This window comes from Haloarcula sp. CBA1131 (assembly GCF_008728975.1).
Taxonomy (GTDB): Archaea; Halobacteriota; Halobacteria; order Halobacteriales; family Haloarculaceae; genus Haloarcula; species Haloarcula hispanica.
Window position 1 is genome coordinate 386925 of record NZ_RPCY01000001.1, and the last position, 11002, is coordinate 397926.

Here is an 11002-nt window from a genome sequence, read left to right on the forward strand (position 1 = left end):
TTGCGCAAAGGTTTCGACGCTTTCGCTTACATTTGGACATTCGTAAAATTCTAATCCCTGGGGGGCGTCCACCAATGTAATGACGTACGAAAATCTCGACCGTGAGCTAGTGAATGCACTTCTGGGGGATGGCCGCGCCAGCCTCCGAAGCCTCGGAGAAGACCTCGACGTGTCGGTAACGACCGTCTCAAACCACCTCTCCGATCTCGAGGACGAGGGAATCATCAACGGGTACACCCCCAAAGTCGACTACGACAAGCTCGGTTACGACGTGACAGCCATCATCCAGCTCAAGGTGGAAGGGTCGTCGCTCCCGGCAGTCACCGAGGACCTCGAAGAGCACAAGCAGATGATATCGGTGTACGAGGTCACCGGCGACTACGACGTCATCGCGGTCGGGAAGTTCACCGACACCGACGGCATGAACGCCCAGATCAAAGAACTCCTCACCGACCCGGATATCAGGGAGTCGAACACCTCCGTCGTGCTCAACGCCGCAAGCGAACACGAGCAGTTCGACCTCGACCTGAAGGAGTAGCGACCGTCCTTCTACCATCGTTCCGAACGCTCTCAGAGCGACGGCTCCTGCGAGTCTGAGCCCGATATAGCAGGGCATGCGAACTCACCCGCAAGCGGTACCGACGCATTCTTGACTGACCAGTCAGTTAGTTACGCGTAATGAACGACGGCGACACGGCCGACGATATTATGGACGCGACCTACCGTGCGCTGTGTACGCACGGCTACGCGGATCTGACGATGCAGGACATCGCCGACGAGTCGGACAAGAGCAAAGCTGCCCTCCATTACCACTACGACAGTAAACACGACCTCCTCTGTGCGTTCCTCGAATACCTCTATGACGGGTTCGTCGACCGGATCGAAGACCCCGACGGCGAGAACCCACACGAGCGCCTGCTGGCGCTCATCGATTCCGTGCTGGACAAGCCGGACGACGGGAGCGAAGAGTTCGGGACGGCGATTCTCGAAATCCGTGCCCACGCGCCCTACGAACCCGGCTTTCGCGAGCGGCTCACCAAATTCGACGACTACCTCGTCGACGAACTCGAAGTGATCCTCGAAGACGGTATCACTGGCGGGACGTTCAAATCCGACCTCGACGCCGAGGAGACCGCCCAGTTCATCGTCACCGTCCTGACCGGGGCTGCGACCGAGCGTGTCACGACCGGTCGCCCGGTCGAGTGTACCCGACGGATGCTCGCCGAGTACGTCGAGACGCATCTCCTGGACGGACAGCAGGAGGTCACAGCGTGAGCCTCCGGCAGAAACTGGGCCGTCTGGGTGCGCGGCTCGGGAACCTGTTCAAGGGGCAAGAGGAACTGAACCTGACCAGCGGCGACATCGGCAAGCCGCTGCTGTTCCTTTCTTTCCCCATCGTCATCACGAACCTGCTACAGGTGGCGTACAACCTCGCGGATACGTTCTGGCTGGGGCAGTACTCCACGACGGCGCTTGCGGCCATCTCATTTGCCTTCCCGATGATCTTCCTGCTCATCTCGCTTGGAATGGGACTGTCAGTGGCAGGCAGCGTGCTGGTCGCCCAGCACACCGGGGCCGAGGAGCACCGCGAGGCCGAGTACGCCGCCTCCCAGACTGTGACGTTCGCGCTGCTGGCCTCCGTGCTGCTCGGCGCGACCGGCTACTTCTTCGTCGAGGACTTCCTGTCACTGCTGGGTGCGTCCAGCGAGGTACTGCCGGGCGCGACGGGCTACCTGCAGGTCGTCTCGCTCGGACTGACGGCGATGTTCGGCTTCTTCGTGTTCATCTCGCTGATGCGCGGGGCCGGCGACACCATCACGCCGATGCTCGTGATGTTCGGGACTGTCGTGCTGAACATCGTCATCGACCCGTTCCTCATCTTCGGCTGGTGGGTGTTCCCCGAGATGGGCGTCGTCGGCGCGGCCGTCGCGACCATCTTCTCGCGTGCCGTAGCGCTGGTCGTCGGCATCGGTATCCTGCTGTCGGGCAGGCGCGGCGTGCGGATTCACCTCAGTGATATGGCCCCCGACCTGGAGTACCTCCGGAAACTGCTCAGGCTGGGCATCCCGGCCTCCGTCGAAGGCACCGGGCGCGCCGTGTCAGTCAACGCCATGCTGTTCATCGTCGGGACGTTCTCCGTGACCGTGGTCGCGGCCTTCGGCGTCGGCATCCGCGTGTTCTCGCTGGTGTTCATGCCCGCCATCGCGATGGACCGCGGCGTCGAAACGATGACCGGCCAGAACCTCGGTGCCGAGCGGCCTGACCGCGCGGCGACGGCCAACCACTTCGCCGCAAAAGTATCGTTTGCCATCCTCTCTGTGCTGGGTGTGGTCACGATCTTCGCCGCACCGGCCGTCGTCAGCGTGTTCAGCGACGACCCCGAGGTCGTCCGCATCGGGGCCGAGTTCCTCCAGTGGGTCGCCCCGACCTTCGGCTTCATCGGCGTCGTCCGGGCCTACTCCGGCGGGTTCCGCGGGGCCGGTAAGACGCTCACCGCAGCGGCGCTGGCGGTTACCATGCTGGGAATCATCCGCCTGCCGGTCGCCTGGGTCGCATCCCGCCCAGTTGCGGTCCCGGCGTGGCTCGGCCCGCAGGTCGTCGACCTCTTCGCGTACTCGCTGGCCGAACAGGGCATCTGGCTGGCCTTCGCCGTCTCGAACGTCCTCGCGGCCGGCCTCGCAGCAGCCTGGTTCCTCCGCGGGACGTGGCGCGAGGCCGACCCCCGGGCCGGCAGCGAACCGGCCGTTGCAGACGACTGATGGCACAATCGAGACAACCGCAAAACGTTCTAAAATCGCGTTTCAGCGCCGTTCGGCCCGCTCGAAGCGTTCGTCCGTGAGGTACACGTCGCCGTCCCGAACCGTGACCTCGATACTGTCGAGGGCGTCGCCGGCGCAGGGGCCGTGCGTGCAGACGCCGTCGTCGCGTTCGAACTGCGCGCCGTGCTTGTGACACACCAGACGGTCGCCCCGCACAATCGCGCCCCGGCCCGGGTCGAGCGGGACTTCGGGCTGGTGGGGACAGGAGTTGCGCCAGGCGGCGACGGCGTCGCCCGAGCGGTGCAGGATGCAGTTGACGCCGCGCCGGCCGTCGCGCGCCTCGAACACGAGCGTGCTGTCGGTCGGCACCGAGTCGAGTTCGGCGATGCAGCGCGGGTCGTCGTTGCCGTCGGGCGACTGCTCGTCGTCGCCCCCAGCCGCCTGCCCATCGTCTCCAGTGCCGGAAAAACTGAATCGGACGGTTGCGTCGCCGGCTTCGACCTCGCCACCGTCGTCGTGGATACGGACCGATTCCGACTCGTCGTCGGTGTCAACGGTCACGTCCACGGGGTCGCTCATAGCAATGGGTCAGCGGCTGACACACATAGCGATGTCGAAGTCGGTCGCAACGTGCCGGTTGCAAAACTGAGTTATGTCAGCCCCTCGGAAGGTCGGTATGGACCGAGACGACGTTTCCGTCGAAGTGGAGGTCGAGGTAGCGGTAGATACAGCGGAACTGGAAGCCGAAGTCGAAGACATGGCGGAGTTCGAAGCCGAACTGGAAGGCAAGGGCGTCGAAATCGAACTTGAGGCCGAAGTCGAGTTCGCCGAACACGACGAACACGAGGAGATGGACGAGACAGAAGACGAGACGGCGGCCTCCGAAACCGGCGACGAGATGGACGAGACAGAAGGCGGCGACGAAGACCAGGAGTAGTCGCGGGCAGCAACGGACGTGGGGCAGGGCACCCCCAGGAGCGCGGGTGAACTGCTGTCAAATCACAGGTGCGTATCGGCCTCAGCAGTGAATCTCGGCAGCGCTGTGACCGATAGAATTCGGTCTATGTTCATCGATATCAGCTGTCGCGACTGATTCACGATGTCACTACGGCCTGACCCGTGACTTCCTGTCAGAATACGCACTGAAACTTTTTTCTCAGAGTACTTACTAATTAGCGGTGGCTACGAACAGGCACACGATGCACGACACGCCACACGTTATCGGTATCAGCGGAAGCCTCCGCGACGACAGCGGAACCAGAATCGCCGTCCAGCGCGCCCTCGACGCGGCAGTGGGGGATGGTGCAACGATCGAGCACATCGACCTCCGGGAGTGGGACCTCCCGCTGTTCGACCCCGACGCGGGTGAGGCCGACTCCGGTGACGGTCCGGAACTCGCCGCCCGTGTCCGCGAGGCCGACGCCCTGGTCCTCGGAACTCCCGTGTATCACGGCACCATCGCCTCACCACTGAAGACGGCGCTTGACTACTGCAGTATTGACGACGTCGAAGGGGCGACCGTCGGTATCCTCGCAGTGGCCGGCGGCGGGTTCCCCACGCCGACGCTACAGCATCTTCGCGCCTCTGTACTGGAGTTGAAGGGCTGGCCGCTTCCGCAAGCCGTTGCCATCCCCGAATCGTGGGCCGCCTTCGAGGACGGACACATCGCCGACGAAGACATCGCAGCGCGCGTCGAGGAACTGGGCTCAAACGTCGTCGCGTACACGGGTGTTGCGGACCGACGCGAAGAAACAGAACAGTCGGAACTGGCGACCGGCGACTGATACTGTTGACTGTCCCTTCGTGAAGACAGTCGCCAGCTCGGGGTGGCAATATTCGTCAGGGGAGTACAGCCAACAGTATGACTCACTCGAACCAGTCGACGAAACTGCCCTCCAGCAGCGTCTCCTCCTGATGGCGGATGTAGGTGGCCTGCATCCCCCAGATCGCTTCGGCCAGCGGGACGTTCTCCTCGACGCGGCGGCGGACGTAGTCGTGTTTCCAGCGCGCGGGCGTGAGCCGGCGGTCGACGCGCTCGCGTAGCGGCCGGATGTACCCATGGGCTTCCTCCGCCGAGAGGCCGCGCTGTTCGAGGCCCTCGCGTGCGTGCTCGAACAGTTCGCCGTATATCTCCTCGGTGCTGGTCGTCGTCGCCCCGTCGGCGGTGATCCACTCGATTTTCGCCCGGAGGCCGCTCCGAGCGGCGGCGTAGAAGTTCCGCTTCGCCGTCTCCCAGTCCAGTGACCGGATGGGGTGTTCGAGCTGTGGCAGGCTCTCCATCAGCCCGGCGAAGACGGCCGCAAAGCCGATTGCGTCGTCGACGGTCGGCTGTGCGGCCAGCGGGCGGAACTCGATGCGGGCGTTGGCCGCCGACCGCGTCGGCCCCTCGAACACCGGCCTGACCCATCGCCAGTACGAGCCGTGCTTGTGCCGGAAGTGAACGAAGTCGTCGTCGAAGCGGGTCCCCGACTGCAGGTCGACCGGGACGATAGTGTCGTCAGCGACGATGTCGTCGATAGCCTCCTCGACGGAGTCGAAATCCGGCGGGAAGCAGACTTTCGGTGGCGTCGAGTCGCCGTCGGGCGGATTGAGGACCGACTCGAAGACGCCGATGCGGTTCTCCATGTTCGCCCCGGCGACGATTTCGGGGTCGGGCGCGTCGTCGTAGAGGTCCGGCGGGAAAAACGGCGAGTTGACGCCGAGTGCCAGCAGCGGCGCGGCGATGCGGAGCGCGTAGGTGAAATACTCCGGCAGGTCCGGGGCGTGGGGAATCTGGTAGTGGGGTTGAATCGAGGTGATGAGCGACTCCGGCATCACCGTCTCGGCCTGTAGCGAGACGTGTGGCGCATCGATCTCGAACGCCGAGGGGTAGTCGGTGTTGGCCATCGTGTGATAGCGGACGGAGTCCGACATGTTCGTCCCGATGCGGACGCCGCTCTGTTCGACGCAGTCACAGAGGTACTCCCGGGCCGTCTCGCCGGCGGGCGGAACGGTCCACATGCCATCAGAGACGAGGCGGATACCCTCGTTGCGTACCCGTTGCTGGGCCGGCATCAGCGACGCCTTCAGTTCGTTGCGCTGGGCCGCCAGCCCGTGGGTGTTCAACGGCTGCGGGCTCGTCTGCATCTCGGCGTTGTGCAGGCCGAGTTCCTTTTCGAACCCGATGAGTTCGAGCAACTGACGCGGGACCCGCTGGAGCGCGTCGGTCTGCTCATCGACGGCATACAGCTCCAGCTCCATGCCGACGATCGCCTCCGAGTTGTCGAAGGTCCCGCTCCGGACCGCGGATTTGAGCGCTTCGGCTTCCTCGCGGGCCCGTTCGTTGAACGACTCGCTGTCCGCTGCAAGCACCTCGGCCACCCGGTCTGCCAGTTCCGAAGCCGACATAACTCCGGGTTTGCAGTCACGGGTGTTAAGCGTGCCCCAGACAGTACGGGAGAAGCGAGAGCAGGGGTTCCACACACGACACCGACTTGCCAGCATCGGTCCCAACTCAGCGAGAGAACGGTAGTCACGCACTCACAGCAACTCGCCGACGTCGCTCACCCCCGACCTCGCCGAGAGTGCAGATCACACATCCTCACAGCAGCTCGCCGATGTCGCTCACTCCCGACCTCGCCGAGAAAGCAAATCACACATCCTCACAGCAGCTCGCCGATGTCGCTCATCGTCTCCCCTAACGGGTCCCGTTCCGCAGTTGTGAGCGCCCCCTCCACTGCATCGCGAGCTGCGGGCAACGGCTCGTGCGTTTCGATGTACACCGCCAGGGCAAACTCCTGTTCAGTTACGTCAGCGAGTGCGATGGCATCGCTGCGAGAGAGGTCCCCGGCGAGCCAATCGGCGATTATCTCACGGCCCTGTGGGCCGACCGGTGACACTTGCTCACCGACGAGATGGAGCGTCTTGGCGGCCATCACAGGCGCAACACCGGCGGCGCGGCCCGCATCGCCGACGCTCTTGCCGGCTGCGTAGGCCTCGACGACGGTCGCCGCTGTCGCCGCCGAGCACGGGAGGTCGTCGGCCACCGGGGCCAATCGCTCCGGGAGCGGGGCGTCCGTCTCGTCGACGGCAGCGACGCCGCGATCACGCTGGTGGGTCGTGACCTCGACACCGGCAGCGATATCCGACAGCGTCATTGAAATTTCATTCTTTGTGCCGGAATTTAATGCTGTCGGTATCCCGATAGGCGCGGGTGTCGAACCCGATAACTACCTACCGGTTACCGGTCGGCAGTTGCATCGAAAACCGCCCGGAAACCCGTCTTTGCATCGGTTTTTTAACCCCTCGCCCAGCCGTAGGTGGGAACATGAGCACGACGGTAACGCAATGTCCGGAGTGTAACGGGTCGGTCAAACAGCAGGGTGTCGAGTCGGTCTGTGGCAGCTGTGGACTGGTCGTCGGCGAGGACGCCATCGACCCCGGACCGGAGTGGCGGTCGTTCGACGATGACGACACTGACCGGGCACGCACAGGCGCGCCATTGACACGGTCGCGTCACGACCGCGGCCTCTCGACGAAAATCGGCCGGTCGACACGGCTGAAAGGGCGCAAGCGCCGTCAGTTCGCCCGCCTCCGCCGCGAGCACAACCGCGCACAGATCAGCTCGAAACGCGAGCGAAACAAGGTGTACGCCTTCACCGAGATCCGGCGTATCATCAGTTCGATGTCGCTCTCGGACGCGATCCGGGACCGGGCCTGCGTGCTGTTCGAATCCGCACAGAACGAGGACCTGCTTCAGGGGCGAACGCTGGAAGGATTCGCGGCCGCAGCTATCTATGCCACCTGCCGGACTGAAGGGGTCGCCCGAACCGTCGACGAGCTCTGTACCGTCGCCAAGGCGAATCAGTCGGAGCTTCGCGCGGCCTACGACGCTCTGAACAGGGAGCTCGGGCTGCCAACCGGTCCGATTGACCCACGCGAGTACGTCCCTCGGTTCGCGACGACACTGGACCTGCCGACGGCGGTCCGCCAGCGTGCGGAACGGCTCGTCGACGAGGCACAGGACCGTGGGCTGGTCAGCGGCCGCAATCCGGCCGGCGTCGCGGCGGCGTGTCTCTACACCGCGGCCCAGGAACGGGACGTGGCGCTCACGCAGGCCGAGGCGGCGGAGACGGCGGACGTGACGCCGGTCACGCTACGGGGAACCTACACCGAGCTACAGGAATAGACGGCATCAGCGAGCGATTCAATCGAGCGCCGAGCCGACGTGTCCGGCGCTGTTTCTCGAAGCGGCTGTCCATGGGCCTGTGCCGTCGCTAGCGGCTCGCTCTCCGGGACAGCGACGGTCGGTGCACCGAACCGGTCCGTGACGGCCTCGGTCGCGGGGTTCGGACCGGCACGGTTGAGGACGACCCGACAGAGTCCGGCGTCGAGTTCACGGGCCAGCGCTCGGACCCGGAAGGCGTCAGCGAGCGCCGCGCCCTCCGGCGTCGTGACGAGTATCGCGGCGTCGGCGGCTGCGAGGGGCAGACCCACGTCGGCGTGCAGGCCGGCTGGCGAGTCTACGATGACCCAGCGATAGGTCCGCTCCAGCGCGGCGAATACGTCCGTGAGGCCTTGCAAGTCGGCGCTTCGAGCGCCGGCCAGCGTCCGCCCGCAGGGAACGAGGGTCACGGGGCCGGTCTCACGGACAGCCTCGTGCGGGTCGGCGCGGTCAGCGAGAACGTCGTGCAGGTCGGGGCCGTGACTGGACGGGAGGTCCGCCATCCCGAGGTCGCCGTCGACGACGACGCTCCCAGCGTTCGCGTTCGAGCGCGAGTCCCTGCTGTTAGGCCGTTCGAGCGCGCTGAGTTCCGCCGCGAGATTGTACGCGATAGTGGACTTGCCGACGCCGCCCTTGCCGCCGGTGACTGCCAAGATCATGCCAGGCGCGACAGCGTCTCGGTCGGCACTGTGGCGGCCGCCCGTCGGTCGGCGAGCCGTTCGGCCCGCCGGGCCAACGCACGGAGCATCTGCTCGTCAGTATCGCCGCGTGTCGTGACCGTCCGGACGCCGGACAGGCCGTCCGCCGCGCGAACCGCAGCTGTCGCCGCCGACAGCGAGTCCGCCTCGGCCAGCCGCTCTGCGCGGTCGACGCGTCGAGCAACGGTTTCGAGCCACTGCGAGACAGCGTCGGGGAGCTGCTGGTCCGGTCGCAGGCCCATCGGCGTCCCCGACTCGGCTGGCGATTTGACGGTCGCTCGCTGCGGGTCCATCTCCTGTTCGACTGTGGATTCATTCGACCGCCGACTCGCGGCTTCGGCCGCCTGCGATGGCTCGCCTGCAGGCACAGCATCAACAGGCGGCGACGGGTCGCCCAGTTCCCTGAGGACGGCATCTGCGGAGTCGAGTCGCTCGTCCGCCGGGGTCGTATCGGACGTCGGCTCGGCACGCACCAGATCTGCCGGCTGGTCAGATAGTGGGGCCGGCGTCGCGTAACCGAGCGCGTGCGTTCCCGGGCCGACGATGCCCTCGAAGCCGTCCTCGGTCCAGCCGGCCTCTGGAACGCCCTGCTTTCTCGGCGGCCAGAGAGGGCCATCGAGACAGTTCCGAACAGTGATTCGAGTCGGTTCGGTAACGTCGCCGACGGTCGCCGTGACGAGCGTCACGCCGTCAACTCGCTCGGCGCGACAGTCGAAGGTAACCATAGGGGTGGTGGTCCGGCCTTCCGATTTAAAAGTCAGCAGCGGACGACAGGGGCGTCGAGACAGTCCGACGCAGCCGTCGGTGACCTGAACCGATCCGTTCCGAGGACGACCGGTGCGGGCGTCCGGGCGACCCGGAGTACGGCCAGCGCGGCCGTTACTGGGTCGGCGTCGAACGGGCTGTCCGGGACCGGCCCCGGAACGGCTTCGATGGCCCGAGCGAACGCATCGGCGCATCGGTCGACGAGGGTCGCCCGGGCACTCCGTCGGAGATTCGCCAGTTCGTCAGCAAGCCGTCGCTGCTCCTCCAGCGTATCCCGGTAGGCGCGTGCCCGCTCCCGGCGGAGTTCGCGGGTCTCTCTGGCGGCAGCCCGTCGGGTCTCCCGTTCGCTCAGTTCTGTCGCCGCGTCCCGGAGGTCAGCCTGTACCGCCCCGTCGTCCGCCCCGACCGCCTGCCGAGCGGTGAGACGGCCGCGGTGGGTCGCGACCGCTTCCTGCAAGCCGTCGATGGTCGACTCCGAAACCGGCTCGACAGGGTCCGGCAGATCCGGCGGCGAACATTCGAGCTCGGCCAGCTGGGCGCGGCACTCCGCGATAGCGTCGTCCTGCGGGGTCTCGTGTCCCCGTGACTGAGCGGCGGCCGCGAGCGCGGTCCGCGTTCGGAGTCCCATCGACGGGTGGACGTATCCGGCGTAGGCGTACACGGCCGGTGGTTCCGGGCAGGAAAGGGCCGGAAAGCACCGCCGCCCACGGATACTCGCGGCGATGATTCGACCGTCGACGCCTCGCGCTCGGAGGTCGACGACAGCGCCCGCGTAAGTGGTTCCAGCGACGCGGAGCTTCACAGGTCGACGCCTCGGAGTTGGTCCGGGTCCGGGAGGTCACGCCCCGACGCGAACCGCTCGTAGGGCGTCGCCGGTTCCTCGCGTGCTTCGTACCGTTTGGCCGCCTCGCGGACGTGCTTCGGGACGTCTGTCGGCTCGAACGGTTCGACGTGTTCGATCTGTATGTCGAGGTCGTGTTTCTCGTGGAGCCGGAGCGCCTGGAAGGCCCCGAACTCGGTTCCGGAGAACAGCGCTGCTCTCCCGAACTGCCGAACGACACAGTCTTCGTGGGCACGACAGACGTTCCGCAGGTCTGTGCGTGCCGCCCGGGAGTACGTGACGACGAGTAGCACTGGGTAGACATTACTATTATTACTATAAAATTTTACTGAATTGAATGTGGTTTAAATTGAATATATATGACGACTGGCCAGAAAGATAGCGGCGGCAGTCGGACTCCGGAGTCGACACTGTGGACAGCAGATGGAGACATCGACAGTACCCGCGGTGCTAGAGAACGTCCTACTCGACGACTGTAACGGTAAATTCGCCGGCGTCCGCGACGAGGTCTTGCACCCGTTCGCGGGCTGCTGTCTCGGATGGCGCGAGGACGACGAGGCCGTCCACGGCGGCCTCACCGCTTGCCCGGTAGGCCTGCAAGTCCCCCTCGAACTCAGTCGCGTAGGTCCGGAGCGTCCCGCGAACGTCCTGTTCGAGGTCACTGAGTGACTTCGACCCTGTCTCGAACTCGGCCAGCGCCTCCTCGATGTTGCGGAGTGCGGAAATGCGGTCCATA

Annotated in this window: 14 protein-coding genes; 6 read left to right on the forward strand and 8 right to left on the reverse strand. The window is 65.4% G+C overall.

The annotated features are described in order from the left end of the window. The first annotated feature begins 79 nt into the window (after positions 1-79). The 3 genes from lrp (at position 80) to Har1131_RS02045 (ending at position 2759) form a co-directional block, all read left to right on the forward strand. Positions 80-538: an HTH-type transcriptional regulator Lrp gene (lrp, locus tag Har1131_RS02035; RefSeq protein ID WP_005536716.1), complete on the forward strand. Its 459-nt coding sequence runs from the start codon at positions 80-82 to the stop codon at positions 536-538. 140 nt (positions 539-678) lie between these two features. Next, positions 679-1275: a TetR/AcrR family transcriptional regulator gene (locus Har1131_RS02040; protein WP_014039092.1), complete on the forward strand. Its 597-nt coding sequence runs from the start codon at positions 679-681 to the stop codon at positions 1273-1275. After that, the gene (locus tag Har1131_RS02045) at positions 1272-2759 is read left to right on the forward strand and encodes an MATE family efflux transporter (protein WP_151144854.1); all 1488 of its coding nucleotides are present in this window, start codon (positions 1272-1274) and stop codon (positions 2757-2759) included. The genes Har1131_RS02040 and Har1131_RS02045 overlap by 4 nt, the downstream gene beginning before the upstream one ends. 42 nt (positions 2760-2801) lie before the next feature. Here Har1131_RS02045 and Har1131_RS02050 read toward each other — a convergent pair whose 3' ends face one another. Further along, positions 2802-3338, reverse strand: coding sequence for a Rieske (2Fe-2S) protein (locus tag Har1131_RS02050; protein WP_050037321.1), 537 nt, complete (start codon positions 3336-3338; stop codon positions 2802-2804). A gap of 97 nt (positions 3339-3435) precedes the next feature. Between Har1131_RS02050 and Har1131_RS02055 the strand changes: the two genes are divergently transcribed. Together Har1131_RS02055 and Har1131_RS02060 are read left to right on the forward strand one after the other, a co-directional pair. Further along, positions 3436-3696: a hypothetical protein gene (locus tag Har1131_RS02055; RefSeq protein ID WP_023843050.1), complete on the forward strand. Its 261-nt coding sequence runs from the start codon at positions 3436-3438 to the stop codon at positions 3694-3696. A gap of 262 nt (positions 3697-3958) precedes the next feature. Continuing rightward, complete coding sequence (locus Har1131_RS02060; RefSeq protein WP_014039088.1) at positions 3959-4543, forward strand: NADPH-dependent FMN reductase; 585 nt, start codon at positions 3959-3961, stop codon at positions 4541-4543. 82 nt (positions 4544-4625) lie between these two features. On the opposite strand, the gene Har1131_RS02065 is transcribed toward Har1131_RS02060, so the two are convergent. Both Har1131_RS02065 and Har1131_RS02070 read right to left on the reverse strand, forming a co-directional pair. After that, positions 4626-6146: a hypothetical protein gene (locus Har1131_RS02065; protein WP_014039087.1), complete on the reverse strand. Its 1521-nt coding sequence runs from the start codon at positions 6144-6146 to the stop codon at positions 4626-4628. Positions 6147-6400: 254 nt separating this feature from the next. Then, positions 6401-6895, reverse strand: a complete 495-nt coding sequence (locus Har1131_RS02070; protein ID WP_014039086.1) for a hypothetical protein — start codon at positions 6893-6895, stop codon at positions 6401-6403. Positions 6896-7065: 170 nt separating this feature from the next. On the opposite strand from Har1131_RS02070, the gene Har1131_RS02075 reads away from it, so the two are divergent. Beyond that, the gene (locus Har1131_RS02075; RefSeq protein WP_151144857.1) at positions 7066-7926 is read left to right on the forward strand and encodes a transcription initiation factor IIB family protein; all 861 of its coding nucleotides are present in this window, start codon (positions 7066-7068) and stop codon (positions 7924-7926) included. Here Har1131_RS02075 and Har1131_RS02080 read toward each other — a convergent pair. From Har1131_RS02080 to Har1131_RS02100, 5 genes are all read right to left on the reverse strand, one after another. Next, positions 7905-8621, reverse strand: coding sequence for an AAA family ATPase (locus Har1131_RS02080; protein ID WP_050037319.1), 717 nt, complete (start codon positions 8619-8621; stop codon positions 7905-7907). The two genes, Har1131_RS02075 and Har1131_RS02080, sit on opposite strands and share 22 nt — an antisense overlap. Continuing rightward, positions 8618-9385 carry a hypothetical protein gene (locus tag Har1131_RS02085; protein ID WP_014039083.1) on the reverse strand — a complete coding sequence of 256 codons (768 nt, stop codon included), beginning with the start codon at positions 9383-9385 and terminating at the stop codon, positions 8618-8620. Before Har1131_RS02085 ends, Har1131_RS02080 begins: the two co-directional genes overlap by 4 nt. Before the next feature lie 32 nt (positions 9386-9417). Then, complete coding sequence (locus Har1131_RS02090) at positions 9418-10227, reverse strand: hypothetical protein (RefSeq protein ID WP_050037318.1); 810 nt, start codon at positions 10225-10227, stop codon at positions 9418-9420. Continuing rightward, entirely contained in the window at positions 10224-10559 is a 336-nt protein-coding gene (locus Har1131_RS02095) for a hypothetical protein (protein WP_008307136.1), read from the reverse strand. Before Har1131_RS02095 ends, Har1131_RS02090 begins: the two co-directional genes overlap by 4 nt. Before the next feature lie 169 nt (positions 10560-10728). Then, positions 10729-11001 (reverse strand): hypothetical protein, encoded by a 273-nt coding sequence (locus Har1131_RS02100; protein ID WP_014039081.1) that lies wholly within the window; start codon positions 10999-11001, stop codon positions 10729-10731. Position 11002: the final 1 nt, after the last annotated feature.

Excerpts from the sequence above, each read along its gene's own strand:
- Har1131_RS02080 (WP_050037319.1), bottom strand. The coding sequence starts at position 8,621 with ATGATCTTGGCAGTCACCGGCGGCAAGGGCGGCGTCGGCAAGTCCACT.
- Har1131_RS02050 (WP_050037321.1), bottom strand. The coding sequence starts at position 3,338 with ATGAGCGACCCCGTGGACGTGACCGTTGACACCGACGACGAGTCGGAA.
- Har1131_RS02055 (WP_023843050.1), top strand. The coding sequence starts at position 3,436 with ATGGACCGAGACGACGTTTCCGTCGAAGTGGAGGTCGAGGTAGCGGTA.
- lrp (WP_005536716.1), top strand. The coding sequence starts at position 80 with ATGACGTACGAAAATCTCGACCGTGAGCTAGTGAATGCACTTCTGGGG.
- Har1131_RS02065 (WP_014039087.1), bottom strand. The coding sequence starts at position 6,146 with ATGTCGGCTTCGGAACTGGCAGACCGGGTGGCCGAGGTGCTTGCAGCG.
- Har1131_RS02075 (WP_151144857.1), top strand. The coding sequence starts at position 7,066 with ATGAGCACGACGGTAACGCAATGTCCGGAGTGTAACGGGTCGGTCAAA.
- Har1131_RS02040 (WP_014039092.1), top strand. The coding sequence starts at position 679 with ATGAACGACGGCGACACGGCCGACGATATTATGGACGCGACCTACCGT.
- Har1131_RS02060 (WP_014039088.1), top strand. The coding sequence starts at position 3,959 with ATGCACGACACGCCACACGTTATCGGTATCAGCGGAAGCCTCCGCGAC.
- Har1131_RS02070 (WP_014039086.1), bottom strand. The coding sequence starts at position 6,895 with ATGACGCTGTCGGATATCGCTGCCGGTGTCGAGGTCACGACCCACCAG.
- Har1131_RS02085 (WP_014039083.1), bottom strand. The coding sequence starts at position 9,385 with ATGGTTACCTTCGACTGTCGCGCCGAGCGAGTTGACGGCGTGACGCTC.
- Har1131_RS02100 (WP_014039081.1), bottom strand. The coding sequence starts at position 11,001 with ATGGACCGCATTTCCGCACTCCGCAACATCGAGGAGGCGCTGGCCGAG.